This is a genomic window from Fibrisoma montanum (assembly GCF_003583365.1).
Lineage (GTDB): Bacteria > Bacteroidota > Bacteroidia > Cytophagales > Spirosomataceae > Fibrisoma > Fibrisoma montanum.
This window is the reverse complement of record NZ_QXED01000001.1, coordinates 426,682-441,699: the sequence shown is the minus strand read 5'-3', so window position 1 is coordinate 441,699 and position 15,018 is coordinate 426,682. Positions and strand designations below refer to the sequence as shown.

Annotated in this window: 18 protein-coding genes; 7 read left to right on the top strand and 11 right to left on the bottom strand. The window is 53.8% G+C overall.

Translation table 11 applies throughout. The features are described 5' to 3' along the window. Positions 1–67: 67 nt before the first annotated feature. Positions 68–367, bottom strand: a complete 300-nt coding sequence (locus DYU11_RS01895; protein WP_119665946.1) for a hypothetical protein — start codon at positions 365–367, stop codon at positions 68–70. 160 nt (positions 368–527) lie between these two features. On the opposite strand from DYU11_RS01895, the gene DYU11_RS01890 reads away from it, so the two are divergent. Next, complete coding sequence (locus tag DYU11_RS01890; protein WP_119665945.1) at positions 528–1,010, top strand: nuclear transport factor 2 family protein; 483 nt, start codon at positions 528–530, stop codon at positions 1,008–1,010. A 76-nt stretch (positions 1,011–1,086) separates the two neighbouring features. On the opposite strand, the gene DYU11_RS01885 is transcribed toward DYU11_RS01890, so the two are convergent. Both DYU11_RS01885 and trxA read right to left on the bottom strand, forming a co-directional pair. Next, positions 1,087–1,431: an HPF/RaiA family ribosome-associated protein gene (locus DYU11_RS01885; protein WP_119665944.1), complete on the bottom strand. Its 345-nt coding sequence runs from the start codon at positions 1,429–1,431 to the stop codon at positions 1,087–1,089. Between the two features lie 128 nt (positions 1,432–1,559). Beyond that, positions 1,560–1,877 (bottom strand): thioredoxin, encoded by a 318-nt coding sequence (gene trxA / locus DYU11_RS01880; protein ID WP_119665943.1) that lies wholly within the window; start codon positions 1,875–1,877, stop codon positions 1,560–1,562. 126 nt (positions 1,878–2,003) lie between these two features. Here trxA and DYU11_RS01875 point away from each other — a divergent pair, with 126 nt between their 5' ends. After that, a complete protein-coding gene (locus tag DYU11_RS01875; RefSeq protein WP_119665942.1) occupies positions 2,004–3,344 on the top strand; it encodes a GntP family permease in 1,341 nt (446 codons plus the stop codon). A 344-nt stretch (positions 3,345–3,688) separates the two neighbouring features. On the opposite strand, the gene DYU11_RS01870 is transcribed toward DYU11_RS01875, so the two are convergent. Next, positions 3,689–3,928: a DUF433 domain-containing protein gene (locus tag DYU11_RS01870; RefSeq protein ID WP_119665941.1), complete on the bottom strand. Its 240-nt coding sequence runs from the start codon at positions 3,926–3,928 to the stop codon at positions 3,689–3,691. Positions 3,929–4,078: 150 nt separating this feature from the next. Here DYU11_RS01870 and uvrB point away from each other — a divergent pair, with 150 nt between their 5' ends. The 5 genes from uvrB to DYU11_RS01845 all read left to right on the top strand — a co-directional run bounded on the left by uvrB (position 4,079) and on the right by DYU11_RS01845 (position 8,398). Then, a complete protein-coding gene (uvrB, locus tag DYU11_RS01865; protein WP_119665940.1) occupies positions 4,079–6,106 on the top strand; it encodes an excinuclease ABC subunit UvrB in 2,028 nt (675 codons plus the stop codon). Positions 6,107–6,282: 176 nt separating this feature from the next. After that, positions 6,283–6,519, top strand: coding sequence for a helix-turn-helix domain-containing protein (locus DYU11_RS01860; RefSeq protein ID WP_119665939.1), 237 nt, complete (start codon positions 6,283–6,285; stop codon positions 6,517–6,519). Then, complete coding sequence (locus DYU11_RS01855) at positions 6,509–6,838, top strand: HipA N-terminal domain-containing protein (RefSeq protein ID WP_119665938.1); 330 nt, start codon at positions 6,509–6,511, stop codon at positions 6,836–6,838. Before DYU11_RS01860 ends, DYU11_RS01855 begins: the two co-directional genes overlap by 11 nt. Next, positions 6,835–7,776 (top strand): HipA domain-containing protein, encoded by a 942-nt coding sequence (locus tag DYU11_RS01850; protein WP_119665937.1) that lies wholly within the window; start codon positions 6,835–6,837, stop codon positions 7,774–7,776. The genes DYU11_RS01855 and DYU11_RS01850 overlap by 4 nt, the downstream gene beginning before the upstream one ends. A gap of 94 nt (positions 7,777–7,870) precedes the next feature. Then, positions 7,871–8,398: a DUF2911 domain-containing protein gene (locus tag DYU11_RS01845; RefSeq protein WP_119665936.1), complete on the top strand. Its 528-nt coding sequence runs from the start codon at positions 7,871–7,873 to the stop codon at positions 8,396–8,398. A 140-nt stretch (positions 8,399–8,538) separates the two neighbouring features. Here the strand turns inward: DYU11_RS01845 and DYU11_RS01840 are convergent, their stop codons facing one another. The 7 genes from DYU11_RS01840 to DYU11_RS01810 all read right to left on the bottom strand — a co-directional run bounded on the left by DYU11_RS01840 (position 8,539) and on the right by DYU11_RS01810 (position 15,012). Then, positions 8,539–8,823, bottom strand: a complete 285-nt coding sequence (locus tag DYU11_RS01840) for an apiosidase-like domain-containing protein (protein WP_119665935.1) — start codon at positions 8,821–8,823, stop codon at positions 8,539–8,541. A gap of 162 nt (positions 8,824–8,985) precedes the next feature. Beyond that, the gene (gene hemA / locus DYU11_RS01835; RefSeq protein WP_119665934.1) at positions 8,986–10,260 is read right to left on the bottom strand and encodes a glutamyl-tRNA reductase; all 1,275 of its coding nucleotides are present in this window, start codon (positions 10,258–10,260) and stop codon (positions 8,986–8,988) included. 92 nt (positions 10,261–10,352) lie between these two features. Continuing rightward, positions 10,353–10,829 carry a group I truncated hemoglobin gene (locus DYU11_RS01830; RefSeq protein ID WP_119665933.1) on the bottom strand — a complete coding sequence of 159 codons (477 nt, stop codon included), beginning with the start codon at positions 10,827–10,829 and terminating at the stop codon, positions 10,353–10,355. 78 nt (positions 10,830–10,907) lie between these two features. Continuing rightward, a complete protein-coding gene (locus DYU11_RS01825) occupies positions 10,908–11,333 on the bottom strand; it encodes a heavy-metal-associated domain-containing protein (protein WP_119665932.1) in 426 nt (141 codons plus the stop codon). 182 nt (positions 11,334–11,515) lie between these two features. Continuing rightward, the gene (locus DYU11_RS01820; protein ID WP_119665931.1) at positions 11,516–12,457 is read right to left on the bottom strand and encodes an alpha/beta hydrolase; all 942 of its coding nucleotides are present in this window, start codon (positions 12,455–12,457) and stop codon (positions 11,516–11,518) included. Between the two features lie 82 nt (positions 12,458–12,539). Next, positions 12,540–13,880, bottom strand: a complete 1,341-nt coding sequence (locus DYU11_RS01815; RefSeq protein WP_119665930.1) for a TolC family protein — start codon at positions 13,878–13,880, stop codon at positions 12,540–12,542. Between the two features lie 13 nt (positions 13,881–13,893). After that, positions 13,894–15,012 (bottom strand): ABC transporter permease, encoded by a 1,119-nt coding sequence (locus DYU11_RS01810; RefSeq protein WP_119665929.1) that lies wholly within the window; start codon positions 15,010–15,012, stop codon positions 13,894–13,896. Positions 15,013–15,018: the final 6 nt, after the last annotated feature.

Sequence of the window (15,018 nt, the reverse complement as noted above, 5' to 3'; positions counted from 1 at the left end):
TATGGTTTAAACACAAATAGCCCTGTAACCAGGGCTATTTGTGTTTAAACCAGGTTGAGTTATCATATTACCGCAGCGTATCCCGCTTCGGCTTACCCAGCGGTACAGATACACCAAACGCCCGCGGATCGCTCGGAGGGGCGGTTCTGCGTTTGCCCTGCTGTTGCTGAATGGTAGCGGCTTCGTTGGGGTTTGGGGGCGACTGCAACAGGGTTCCGGGAGCCGACAACGGCGCATCAACACCAGGAATGGGTGTATGTGTCTGGGCAGAACGCACGGGGCGATTTGCTTTGACCGTATCAATTTGGCCGAAACCCGCCGACAGGGTCGAGCCGCTTATGAAAAGAATGAGCACAAGGGAGCGCATGACAGTTTTCAAGTTTGTTGAGTAATAGAACAACCTGTTGAGGTGGCCAACAGTTTTTAAGCTGGATATAGGTAACGTAGTATTTACTAATAATGCAAAATAATACTTGTTTATTGCTATTAAATACTCTACCTTAATCGAGGACTAAACGTTCTCGGCCATGAAAATCGTCTTGTTAGTAGTTGCCGTCCTGCTCGGCACGGTTACGGGTAGTTTAGCTCAGTCGGATCAGGAAGCCATCAAAAAAGTGCTTCGTGAAGAGACCGAAGGATTTTTCAAGCGCGACAAAGCAAGATGGGCGGGTGCCTGGGCACACAAACCCTACGTTCATTTTGCGGCTAATTTGTACGGAGGTGATTTTATGCTGATTAAAGGCTGGAATAACCTCGAAAAGCAGTTTGCTAATCAGTTTAAAAGCTCTAAACTGACAGACAAGGTGACCGTGCAGAACGCGAACTACACCATCCATCAGAATGGCAGTATGGCGTTCGTGACCTACGACCAGACCTTAGTGGACAGCCACGGGAAAACTACTTCGAAGGAATCGCGGGTGCTGGAAAAAATTGATGGAAACTGGAAGATTATCAACGTCGTTGCCCTGACGAACCTGAAAGATTTTGGGCTGGCGCAAAAGACAAAGTAAACGCCCGCTCTGGTTTTAAAGACACTCATAAAACGGTTTGTGCCCTGCTGATCGGATCAGCAGGGCACAAACCGTTTTATTGATTCCGGTAGCGGTTCTGCGAGTTACCGAACCGCTTGTCGAGCTGGCGTTTGAGTTTGGCCGTTACGTTGTTGAGCAGATGATCCCAGTTTTCGCCGTCTTCATCCGCAACGACATCGCTGCCCGGTACGCCGTATTTTATGCGTAGTGATTTATCGTTCTGTTGGTGAGCTTCCACCCGCATGTATACTTCGGCCGTGATGACATCGCCACTGTAATAGTGGCGGAGTTTGGCCAGCGCCTGAAGCACCCGATCCCGAAAATCATTGTCTACCGTAAAGTTGACGGCCTGAATATCCAGCCGCACGTCGTCCAGACCTTGTTTTTGGTTATCATTCATTGTACCACGTAGCTATGTTAATACTGAAACTAATGCCAATCCCACTTCTGAGAAGCAGGTCGGCTACTTCTAATAAGACAATGCCCGTGGTTTTTGTTTGCTAAACTGATAGAACAGGGCCGGGATGGCTAGCCGGCGTGGGGCTTCACCATCGCTTCCAGCCTGTGGAGGGGCTGCACACCCGATTGCCGCCAGATAATCTTGCCTTCTTTAAACAGAATCAGGGTCGGGACGCTCTGGATCTGGTATTGCTGAGCGGCTGCCCGGCTGCGGTCAATGTCAATCTTCAGGATACGTAGTTTGTCGCCCATGCGATCGGCCAGCTGCTTGAGGGTTGGGGCCTGCATCTTACAGGGGCCGCACCAGTCGGCGTAAAAATCAACCAGTACAGGCTTGTCGCCCCGGATGATTTCCTGAAACGATTCGGTACGTGCTGCATTGTTCATGGCAAAGGGGCTGACGGGTTGATGATGGGCTCGTCAGCAAGTAGATAACAACAGGGCGGGCCCGGCGGTTCTTGCCGCTACGGGTCAATACTGTATATTGCCGTAACCTAACCCTACGTACCGTCAATGAACCCCATCTGGTTGCTGCTGGGCAGCATCGCGGCCATCATTCTGCTGAGTTCACGCGTTAAACTCCACACGTTTCTGGTGCTGATTGTGCTGTCGGCCGGCGTTGGCTTACTGGCCGGCATGAAGCCTGAGCAGGTCATGGGCTACATCCGGGCCGGTTTTGGCGAGACGCTGGGCAAGATTGGCCTCCTGATTGTGTTCGGCACTATTCTCGGCAGCTTACTCGACCGCACCAACGCAACGGTAAGCATTGCTACGTTCCTGCTCAACCGCGTCGGGCAACACCGGACACCGCTGGCCGTTACGCTCATGGGGTTTGTGATCGGGCTGCCTATCTTCTGCGATTCGGGTTTCATCGTATTGAGCGGCCTGGTTGTGGCGCTCATCCAGCGACTGGGTCACAGTCACGTCCGGCTGGTATTATGCCTGGCTGGATCGCTCTACGGACTGCACTGCCTGGTGCCCCCTCATCCGGGCATTACGGCCGCCGTCGGTATTCTGAACGTCGACATTGGCCGGATGATCCTACTCGGCAGTGCACTGGCCATTCCACCGACGCTTGTTGCATACGGGTGGGCGAAACTGGCCGACCGATGGAATGGGAACGTGCCGTTACCCGACACAACAGCCCACGTAAGGCCGGATGCAGATGTCGCCATGCCCCCGGTGCTGCTGTCGTTTCTCGCTATCCTGATTCCGATCGCCCTCATTGCTGTAAAACCCATTGTCCTGCTGGACCCGGCAGCTTACCCAGTCTGGCTGGTGACATTGATCAATTTCGCGGGCGATCCGCTCGTCGCCTTATCGGTAGGTATTGCGATCGCGCTGAGCCTGTTCCAGAAGCTGAACAAAGCCTTGCTGAACACGGCTTTCGAGGATGCCATTGTTAAGGCGGGGCCTATTCTGATTATTATCGGTGCTGGGGGTGCGTTCGGCGAGGTTATCAAACACATTGGCCTGGAAACGTACCTGACTGGCTTCGCACAACAATCGGGGGCCGGACGTAGTGGGGCCAATTTATGGCTACCGTTCCTGCTGACGGTGTTATTCAAAACAGCGCAGGGGTCATCGACGGTGGCGGTCATATCGGTGGCTTCGCTGGTACAGCCGCTGCTGGGGCATCTGGGCGTACAAACCGAGTGGGATCGCCTGCTGGTACTGGCCGCGATGGGAGCCGGGTCGATGACACTCTCGCACGCAAACGACGCGTATTTCTGGGTCGTGTCGCGCTTTGGCCAACTGGACACGACCGTTACGTTGCGGACCTACAGTGTTATGTCTTTGCTGATGAGCCTGACTACGTTTCTGGTATTGTTGCTCGTTCAGGCGCTTATATAGTTTGACTGATACCGTAATGACTGATAATTACGAAATCGTGACTAGTCAAAAGAGCAATTAACTGATCGAACGATTTAGCAAACAGGTTTCGATTAATGCGCTTGTGCTCCTATTACCTGTTTTGACCAATACCAGTTTAAAAGGCTCACGGTTAAGTACGAAAGAATACTAGAAGTCGGCGTCTTTGGTAATCACTATGCGATTGTCACTAGTCGCAATGCGACGTACTTCTTAGTCTGAGGTATCGTTCTGTTGAGGTAGATCCAATGGATGTATGACGTCGTAGCCACGGTACTGAAAAAAGTGCTTGAGCGTGGGTGGTAGCTGCGCATCAATGATAAATTTCATGCTGCGGCAGTGAGATTGGCACTTTTTAAACGGATGGTTTCAACGGCAAAGAGGAGACAGGCCTGGAGGTCCTCACGCTCCAGATCAGGAAATGTTTGCAACAAATCATCGATGGTATCTCCTCCAGCCAGATACGCCAGCATCGATTCAACCAGATATCTTTTATTCCGAATAGTCGGTTTGCCATGACCAATATTGGGATTGATCGTAATACGGCTGAGGAGGGATTGATCCATCGCTATATCGAAGTTAAATAGTGAACAAATATACGCTCAAAAACGCCCAAGCGGTTGCAATGGTCTTTATACTAAGCCCGGTTTTTCCGAACGCACCTTGTCCATCTGGCCGTTTTTTTGTATCTTAGCCTGATTCGACAACACCCGCTAATGAACTTTAAACTGACCTCCGAGTTTCAGCCAACGGGCGACCAGCCCAAGGCTATTGCGCAGTTGATCAACGGTATTAAAGAGGGCGAACCATCCCAGGTTTTGCTGGGGGTGACGGGATCCGGCAAGACATTCACAGTGGCCAACGTAGTGGCGGAACTGAACCGCCCAACGCTGGTCCTGAGCCATAACAAGACCCTGGCCGCCCAGCTTTACGGCGAATTCAAGCAGTTTTTTCCGGAAAATGCCGTCGAGTATTTCATCAGCTACTACGATTATTACCAGCCGGAAGCCTACATCGCGACCACCAACACCTACATCGAGAAAGATCTGGCCATCAACGAGGAGATCGATAAGCTGCGGCTGTCGGCGACATCGGCGCTCATGAGCGGTCGGCGCGATGTGCTGGTGGTGGCATCGGTGTCGTGTATCTACGGCATGGGTAACCCCGAAGAGTTTAAGAACAACGTCGTTCGGATTGGGGTAGGCGAACGGTTGAGCCGGAATCAGTTCCTGCACAAACTGGTCGGGATTCTGTACAGCCGGACCGAAGGCGAATTCCAACGCGGTAACTTCCGCGTAAAAGGCGACACGGTCGATGTGTTCGTGGCCTATGCCGATTTTGCCTACCGCGTTATCTTCTTCGGCGACGAGATTGAAACAATACAGCGGATTGACCCGTCGACGGGTAAGAAAATTTCCGATGAGCGGCTGGTGACAATCTTCCCGGCCAACCTCTTCGTGACCGGCCGCGATACGCTGAACAACGCCATGTATGAAATCCAGGACGATCTGGTTTCGCAGATTCGCTATTTCGAACATGAGTTCCGCGAGCAGGAAGCCCAGCGAATTAAGGAGCGGACCGAGTTTGATCTTGAAATGATGCGCGAACTGGGCTACTGCTCCGGCATCGAGAACTATTCGCGCTACTTCGACCGTCGTCAGCCCGGACAGCGGCCGTTCTGCCTGTTGGATTATTTCCCGGATGATTACCTGCTGGTGGTTGACGAAAGCCACGTGACGATTCCGCAGATACGGGCGATGTGGGGGGGCGACCGCTCGCGGAAAACCGCGCTGGTTGACTATGGTTTCCGGTTGCCATCGGCGATGGATAACCGCCCGCTGACCTTCCAGGAATTCGAGGACCTGGCCGGCCAGACGATCTTCGTGTCGGCCACCCCGGCTGATTACGAACTCCGCAAGAGCGAGGGCGTGGTAGTTGAGCAGTTGATCCGTCCAACCGGTCTGCTTGATCCGGAAATTGAGGTACGGCCGAGCCTGAACCAGATCGACGACCTGCTGGAGGAGATCGATGCCCGGATCAAACGCAACGAACGCGTATTGGTAACGACCCTGACGAAGCGAATGGCCGAGGAGCTAAGCAAGTACCTCGACCGCGTAGGCATCAAAACCCGGTACATTCACTCCGAAGTGAAAACGCTCGATCGCGTTGAAATCCTGCGTGACCTGCGCCTGGGTAACTTCGACGTACTGGTGGGCGTTAACCTGCTCCGCGAAGGGCTTGACTTGCCGGAGGTATCGCTGGTGGCCATCATGGACGCCGACAAAGAGGGCTTCCTCCGCGACATCCGCTCGCTGATTCAGACCATTGGCCGGGCGGCCCGAAACGCCAACGGTAAAGTGCTGATGTACGCCGATACGATCACGGGTTCCATGCAGAAAGCCATTGACGAAACCAACCGTCGCAGAGCGATCCAAATGGAGTACAACGAAGAACACGGCATTACGCCAACTACGGTGCTAAAGTCCCGCGAAGCGATTATGGGACAGACCAAAGTGGCCGACTCCAAGGTTCAGACCAAGCAGTTCTACATTGAGCCGGAAGAGATTCGGATTGCCGCCGATCCGGTGGTGCAATACATGGGCAAAGGTGATCTGGAACTGCTTATCAAAGAAACGCAGACGAAGATGGAGAAAGCCGCTAAGGAACTCGACTTCCTCGAAGCCGCCCGCCTGCGCGACGAGTTGTTTCAGCTACGCGATAAGCTGAAGGCCGAGAAGGTGTAAAAGCCTGTACTTTTTAGCCATTTGTTCATGAGGAGAAGCCGTTTGGCCAAACGGCTTCTCCTCATGATGTTTTATGCGTTTCTGTACGGTATATCATTAGAAAATTCGTTATAATTATACCTGATCGGGTATAGATTTTCCTTTAATATACCAAATTATACCCGGTCGGGTATAGTATGCAAAATTCACTTCGCTATTTTGTCAAAGAAAGACGTAGAATAAATAAGCTGACTCAGGAAGAATTAGCGTATAAGGCGGGAGTAGGACTACGCTTTGTCCGAGACTTGGAGCAGGGCAAACAGGAGCTACGAGTCGACAAAGTCAACCAGATACTACGTTTGTTTAACCACCAGGTCGGTCCGGTACCCATAGAACCTGATGTCGATAAATTACTTCCAGCCAATGAGCCGTAAAGCCAACGTTTTGGTAGGCGATGTACTAGCCGGTTCACTCGTTGAAACGGACGAAGGATATACATTTCGCTACGATACTGAGTACATTGCCCGACCGGATGCAGTACCTGTGAGCCTGACGTTGCCCCTGACGGGCAAGTCTTACCAGCACACTATTCTGTTTCCATTTTTTGATGGACTGATTCCAGAGGGTTGGCTGTTGGATATAGCGGAGCGTAACTGGAAATTACGGAGTAACGACCGCTTTGGCTTGTTGCTGGCCTGCTGTCAGGATTGTATTGGTGCGGTAAGTATAGTTCCCATTGCCAACGACGAATGAGCGAGTGTCTCTATTGTTATCGCCCACTGGATAGTGGTCAGGCTGATTTCCACCCGCGTTGCAGCCGGGCTTTTTTTGGCCAGCCCAAACCACCAATACTGCCTTATTCGTTAGCAAATATGCACGAGCTGGCTGAGGAAATTGTCCGGCGTCATATCACCGTTACAGGCGTGCAGCCAAAACTCTCACTTGATCTGCAAGCCAGCAATGGCATGTCGCGACTGACGCTGGTAGGTTTATGGGGGCGCTACATTCTGAAGCCACCCTACGCAAGGTATCCTGAAATGCCCGAAAACGAAGACCTGACTATGCACCTGGCCGAAGTATTCGGAATCAGGACGGTGCCGCATACGCTGATCCGGTTGCAAACTGGTGAACTGGCATATCTGACCCGGCGAATTGACCGAACGGACGATGGGCGAAAACGAGCCATGGAAGATTTTTGTCAACTGGCCGAACGCCTGACCGCCGATAAGTATAAGGGCTCAATGGAACTGGTATCCCGATTGATTCGACAGTACAGCCAGCAGGCGGCTCTGGACTTAGTAACGCTTTACGAATTGACGCTTTTCTGTTTTTTGACGGGGAATGCTGATATGCACCTGAAAAATTATTCGCTCTGGCGTACTGAAGAGGGGAGTATTACGCTAACACCAGCTTATGATTTACTGGCTACTAAACTACTGGTACCCGACGACATGGAAGAATTAGCCTTAACCCTAAACGGAAAGAAAAGCCGATTCCAGGATGCTGACTGGATGGCCTTTGCGCAATATCTGGACCTGACCGATAAGCAACGCAGCAATGTCCAGAACCGTTTCCGTAAGCGATTGCCCGCTGTTTTTGACTGGATTGACAAAAGCTTTCTGGCCACTGAAAGCAAACAGGCGTACCGGACATTACTCAGTGAACGAGCCCAACGGCTGGGGCTATATTGATGTGAACATGTTCCGTCAATCCATCACGACGGCAAGCCAATTGATTGCCGTATGACAGAAAACGATTTGAATAATTTCCATAACTCTACAAACCATGCGTCGCCCCCTCCGTATCATCGGTATTCTCGTTGTTGTGCTGGTCGTTGCGTTTTTTGCGCTGCGCACCTTCACTAAATCCAATAGCCCCGAAGCCGTAGCCGAGGTCAGGCAGAACGGGGTGAGCATACGGGTCGATTACTGTCGGCCGTACAAAAAAGGCCGCGTTATCTTTGGCGGGCTGGTACCCTACGAAAAAGTCTGGCGGACGGGTGCCAACGAAGCCACCCTCATACACCTCGACCAGGACGTGACGATTGTGGGTAAGCCACTCAAAGCGGGGACGTACTCGCTCTGGTCAATTCCGTACAAGGGCGGGTGGGTCATGGTCTTCAACGGCGAAACCGGGCAGTGGGGTACGCAGTACGATTCGTCAAAAGACGTGCTTCGGGTGCTGGTCACCAACCGCAAACGGAACCCACCACTGGAACAGTTTACGATTGATTTTCAACCCCAGGCCGGCGGGGCGGATATGCGGCTGGCCTGGGATGATACCGAAGCGGTAGTGCCCTTCCGGAACCAATAGAGTCTGATTGGTCAGCGCCCCGGACCACCAGCACACAGTCCGGTCGGTCTTGTTGTATTTGCGCAAAGCGGCTTTGTACACGTGAACCAACTGCTACGGGGCGACCCATTCGTTGGGTTTCTTGCGCCAGTAGGTGTAAATCAGGCTGAAGCCCAGCCAGGGCGCGTACTGAAACAGGTCCGTGCTTGAATGCGGGGGGCGAACCGTGGTAGGTAAGCAGTTGCGCGTAACCCTTCGGCCAGCGCTTCCAGCTCCCTGCGGATGGTACGCGGGTCATTGTCGCCCCCGATGGTCCAGACGATGTTGTTGTACGTACCAAACCGTCGGCCGAGGTACTGGCCCATCTGCCGGGCCTTGGCTGGTCCGCTCTTGGCATACACTTCGTGCGAACGGTTTACCGCCCTGGTCGGCAAAATAGCGACCATTGGCACCGACTTTAATGGGAAAAGTAAGCGCCTGATGTTGCGCCAATCCTGTGCTGGTAATAAAAATGAGCAGAAAGGGGAGCCGCCATGTTTAGGTAGGTCATAAAGACAACATTACCTATCCCGGGCTGTAAAGCCAAGTAAGCGACCGCGAGACTTCGGCTACACATTCTCAAGCTTGTTGACGCTGTTGTCCAGAGCGAATAATTCCTGGAGAACATCAGCGAGTGCGTCGGCTTCCCCCCGCTTGCAGGCTGCTTTGAACTGCAGCACCGGCTGCCTGATGATTTTCTGAATAATGCCCGACGTAATTTTCTCAATCCGACTGGCTTCATCGGCCGACACGTGTTTGAGGTGACGGGTCAGTTCGTCTTTGCGAATCTGCTCCAGAACGTCCTTAAAGCGCTGGATGGTAGGGGAGAGCGCCAGTTCGCTGGCCCATTCATTGAAGCCGCCGATCGCTTCCCGGACGATTTGCTCGACCTGAGGAATAGCGGCCAGCCGTTTCTGTAAGGCATCGTTGGCGTTGGAGCGCAGCGTATCGATATTGTATAACGCAATGCCCGGTACGTCCTCAATTGCCGGATCAATGCTCCGCGGGACCGAAAGGTCGATGAAAAATTTATACGTCGTCAGCGACAACGACTGTACCAGCGCCCTGGTAATCAGTGGCTCATCCTTCCGGACAGACGATACGATGACGTCGGCCTGCTGAATCTCATCAATAAGTTCGTTAAATGGAATCACCCGAACGGCGCGTCCTTCGGCCAGCGCGTCTGCTTTTTCGCGGGTTCGGTTGGTAATTGAAAGCGTACCGATGCTGGCATCGAGCAGGTTCTTGAAAACGTCCCGACCAATGTCGCCCAGGCCAATGAGCAGTATGCGGGGCTGTATTAAATACTGGGTCAGCGATTCGATTAACTCAACCGTAGCATACGACACCGAAGCTGCCCCCTCGCGGAAGCTGGTTTCCTGGGCCACCCGCTTGCCGGCGAAGAAAATCGTATGCATCAGCCGGTGCAGAAAAGGCCCCGCCGTGTCAACATCGACGGCCCACTGATACGCCTGCTTGATCTGGTGCGTAATCTGCAAGTCGCCTACCACCTTCGATTCCAGACCGATGGATACATTGAACAGGTGCAGAACGGCCTCGTCGGGGTTGGTTAAGTACCGAAAACAGGCCGAATGCGCAGAATACGGTACGCCTTTCTGGATGCAGAGCCGTTTCGCTACCTGTTCGCTGAAATCGTCGTCCGCTACGTAGTAGACCTCCGTCCGGTTGCAGGTTGAAACAACCAGCAATTCGTCAATACCACTCAGTTCCCGAATGGTTTGCAACAACTGTTTGGCTTCGGCTTCGTTGAGCGCGAAACGCTCGCGGACGTCCAGCGGAGCCGTTCGGTGGGATAAACTGATGGCTTTCAAGCGAGCACGCATACGGGTGAATACGAACAGAAACGGTACGTGATGAACTTGGACCCGGGTCTTCTGGCTAGTGATACCCCGAAGACCCGGGAATCAACAGCCGGCTACTGGTTAACGATCTGGCCTTTCAGACCACCCAGTACTGACAACAGTTCGCCCTGCTCTTTTGACGGAACGCTGAATTTATTTAGGGCGGCTACCAGGTCTGCTACGAGTGAATTAAACTCGTCGTCGGTGATCTTCATGCCTTTGTGTGCCGTAACCATGTCTTTACCCATGTACTTCTCGGGACCCCCACTGGCCTGGCCAATCTGGTCGATGAGGTTGTTGCGCAGGGACGTGACGCGGGCTGTGTTGCCTTTACCCACATCGTCCAGCAAAGGCTGGAACGTCCGCTTCATTTTGGGGTCAGCGGCTACGTTCGTGATAAACTGATCGACAACGGCTGAGATGGCGTTTTTACCGCCCAGGCGGTCGTAGAGGGAACTGGGAGCGGCTGGTTGATCGTCGTCTTTGTTGCAGGAGACAAAAGCGAAGCTACTCATCGCGATCATCGCGATGGCAAGAACCTTTTTTTGCATGATTGTAGTGAATTAAAACTTGGAAACTAAACGAACATATAGAGTAGGATAGCGTTGTGAAACGGCCGGATTCGGGGTTTACCGGAAGTTTAGCGCATATTTAAATTGCTCAAGTTTCTGAATGTACTCGGCCGGTATAGGGCATTGTGGACCCGACGGCACCACCGATGCGAAGGAAGGTTTGGCTACGTGTTTGATGCGCTGCTGAATATGCCGTTTCAAGTGTGTTTCCGTCAGCACCTCCGGGTCGTAGGTGACGGCAACCAGCCGACTTGCCGGATTAGCCGTGTAGGCCGTAACCCCCGGCAGCTGTTCAATGCGCTGGTCGAGTTCATCGGCGGCCGATGCTGTCTGCAACTCCTCGGCGCTGAAGATGGCCATACGTACCGGTTTTACTTTAGCGTGCAGGGGTTTCTCTTCCCAGTTGGCCCAGGTGACCAGAGCCAGAAAGCTGATCAGTAAGCCCCAGCCAATACCTTTTGCTGTAGTTCGTATCAGATGCATTGTCGGTGATGATTACCTAATTTACCACAGACATACGAGCTAGGTAGAAATACAGTTTTTTGAAATAGATATAAAAATCAAAATATATTACTAAATAAGTCTGTAGGAGTAGTATTTTATTTTGTGATTGCTGCCAAAAAAAATCCCCGCTTCAGGAATTACCTAAGCGGGGATCAGTCGGGTTATCGGTGAAAACTTCGGGCAATGAATTTCAACGCGTCGGGCAATCCGGTGCGCCAGTACGCCCAGGTGTGGGCACCGTCGCGGACGCGGTATTCGTGGTCGATCCTTCGTTTTAGTAACTCAATGTGCAGCTGGGCATTGGCCGCCGACAAACCATCGTCATCGCCACAGTCGATGTACCAGCGAACGCGCTTCAGATCGCCTTCCGGGGCCGAGCGCGCCAGAATCAGCGGACTATTACGCTTCCAGTGGGCCGTCAGGCGTTCCTCCCCTTTGACGGGGCCACTCAGCAACGACGCGAACCGGTCGTTGTAGCGGTCGTCGGGCATGTTGACGATCGTTTCGTCGGTGAATACGGCCGCGCTCAGGGCTGCGCATGAACCGAACAGATCGGGATGGTGCATGGCCAGCAGTAATGAGCCGTGGCCGCCCATCGACAGGCCCGACACGGCCCGGTATTCGCGCTGGGTGCGGGTGCGGTACGCCGAATCGATGCGCGGAATCAGCTCCTGCACAAACATATCTTCGTAGCGGTACATGCTCTGGTAATCGTTCATGTACCAGGTAACACCTGCGTCGGGCATGACGATGATCATCGGCGGTAGTTCGCCGGACTTGATCTGCTCGTCAACAATCCGGTCGGTTTCGCCAAACTGGATCCAGCTGGTTTCGTTGTCGGAATAGCCGTGCAGCAGATACACAACCGGATACCGCCGATTGGATACGTAATAATCCGGCGGCAGATAGATGGAATAGCGAACGGCTTTGTTCAGCATGGAACTACTGAGGGTAATACTTTCCAGCAAACGGGCCTGCGGAGCCGGGAAAACCGGTACGGGGCTGTTATTCTGCTGTTCAGTCAACTGGCGTCGGCGCGACTGAGCCTGGACCGTCATCGACAGGAGCAGCAGACTTAGTACCAAAAGCGAATGACGGGTCATAGAGTCAGGGTGAATTAACGGTAACGTGACCGCTAATTTCGCAACGCTACAGCATATCCCATATTGCACCCCTGTTTTTCGTTTAAAACTGATTACTGGCTTTCTGCCAGCGAACTTTAGCTAACAATAGGTCGTAAGTGCTGGTCAGCAGGTTGGTTTCCGCTTCTTCCAGCGATTTCTCAACGTTCAGCAGATCGTTGTACAGCAGGGTACCGAGCCGGTATTTGGCCTGATTGACCTGGTAGACCTGATTAGCCAGCTGGTAGTTTTCGCGGGCGTATTGCAGATTCAGCCGGGCGTTCTGCAGATCGGTCTGGGCCGATTGCAGGTCGTAGTAGACGGTTTGTTTCTGCTTCTCCAGGTTGCGGGCGCTTACCTGCTGCCGAAGCGCAAACTCCTGCTTACTGAACCGGGTTGCGTACCGGTCGAACAGGGGTACGTTCAGTTGCAGCCCTACGTAGTTGAATGGCGTCCACGACCGCCGTCCAAACAGATCGAGGTCATTCCGCTGGTACAGGGCCGAATAATTGGCATAGGCCGACAACGTGGGCGATTGACCCTGCGCGGCCCGGTCGTAGCGGAGTCGGGCCAACTCCGTATCCAGCAGGGCGCTGCGTACTTCCGGCCGGTTGCCGACCAGCTGCGCAAAATCGGCCTGGTCCGTGGCCTCGTCGGCAGCGGTGGTCAGGCTGTCGGTTATCTCCAGCGGCTGCTGTTCGCTGAGGTTCAACACCTGAGTCAGTTTCTGGTAGCTCAGCAGGCGGTTTTTTTCGGCCCGGCGTCGCTTGATGTCGGCGTTCTGTACGTCCAGTTGTACGCGACTGAGTTCATCTTCCTGGATGGTGCCGAGCCGAAGTTTGGCTTCCGTTGCGTCGAGGTAGTTTCGGGAGCGGGCCAGCGATTTTTCGGCCAGGGCGACTTCCTGTTTGCGCAGGAGGGCAGCGTAGTACGCTTCCGCAATCTGAAGCCGGACATCGGCTTCGGTCTGGCGGAGGCCTTCCCGCTCCGATTCAGCCGTTTTCTGATCAATCCGGATGTCGCGCCGGAGCGTTGGATTGATGATGCGCTGGGTGGCGTCAAGGGCCAGCTGATTGAAAAACTTCGTGCCAAACTGCACCAGTTGGGGCGTGGTACTGCCAAAGAACCCTTCGGGCAGTACGGTCGACTGAAGCTGGGTGTTATACCGAACGTTGGCCACTCCGTCGAGTTGAGGCAGCCACTGGCTGCGGTCTTTTCGGATGGTGTTGTCGGCGATCTGAACGGTTAGCTGCTGCGACTGGATGTCGAGGCTGTTTTTCAGCCCGATACGAATGGCATCGGTCAGCGACAGCTTCAGCGGCTGGCTGGGTACTGGCTGCGCCCGGCTCAATAGGGGCGTAAGCAGCCAGGCCATCATCAGATGGAAAAAATAAAAGGCTTTCATGAAGACTGATGGATTAGATTCGGAAGATTTGTACCGGTTCGAGTCGGGTGATTTTGCGCATAGCGAACAGGCTGCTGATGATTGAGATAAAGAACGTTACCCCAATCAGCGACGCCGTTAGCTCCGGGGTTAGCTGAATGTTCAGATTGTCGCGCGTGGCCTGTACAAACAGATAAAGCAGTGCATACGCGATCAGGAAGCCAACAACGGCGAAGATGGTGGCCTGTAACAGAATGAGTCGCCGGATAACGCCGTTGCTGCCACCGATTGCTTTCACGGTGCCGTAGTCGCGGAGCCGGTCATTCACGGCGGAGAACATTGTTAAGCCAACGATGGCAAAGCCGGTGATGACGGCGAAAACGACCAGCAGTCCGAACGAAGCGACAATGCCGCTCGTAGTGGCCACGTACTGAAGGGTTTTGTCCACGAACGCCTGCCCTTCCCACGCCCGGATGTCGGGGATTTCGGCGTTGATGGCGTTGACTACCTGACTGGCCGGTACGCCGGGTTCCCACTCGATCAGAAACGCTGATGCCTGATTCGGCGATACGCCACCCAATCGCCGGGCGCGTTCGACCGTTGTGAAGCCGTATGCCACCCCCAGCCCCCGAGCCCCGCGTGTCTGAGCCGCCACCACCACGCGCTGTCCGTTCAGTTCGAAGCGGTCGCCGAGTCGGGAGTTGTTCAGCGTAGCCGCGTCCAGTTCATCGACCGTGACGGCTCCTTCCTGCAGCAGATCGAACGGCTTGCCGTTGACCAGATTCCACGGGCCACCGGCGAAGGTAGGGGCCTGGGTGCCGATCAGCGTCAGCGCGGCTTTCGTGCCGTTCATAAACTTGGCGCTGCCGCCCGTAACGACCATCGGATTGACCCGCCGGACACCGGGAATGGATACCAGTTCCCGGCCAATCCGCATGTCAATCAGCGGCAGCTCGCCGACCTGCTGGGTCTTGTCGCTGACGACCCAGATGTATTGTGCATTGTAGCGAGCCAGCGAAATGAGGCCATCGAGCAGGCTGAAACAAATGCCCACCTGCTGCCCGATGAGAAAAACTGACAGGATGATGCCGAACAGAATGCCGAACATCTTGGCCTTGTCGTACCAGATAAACCGAAATGCGTCCTGTACCATCTGAAT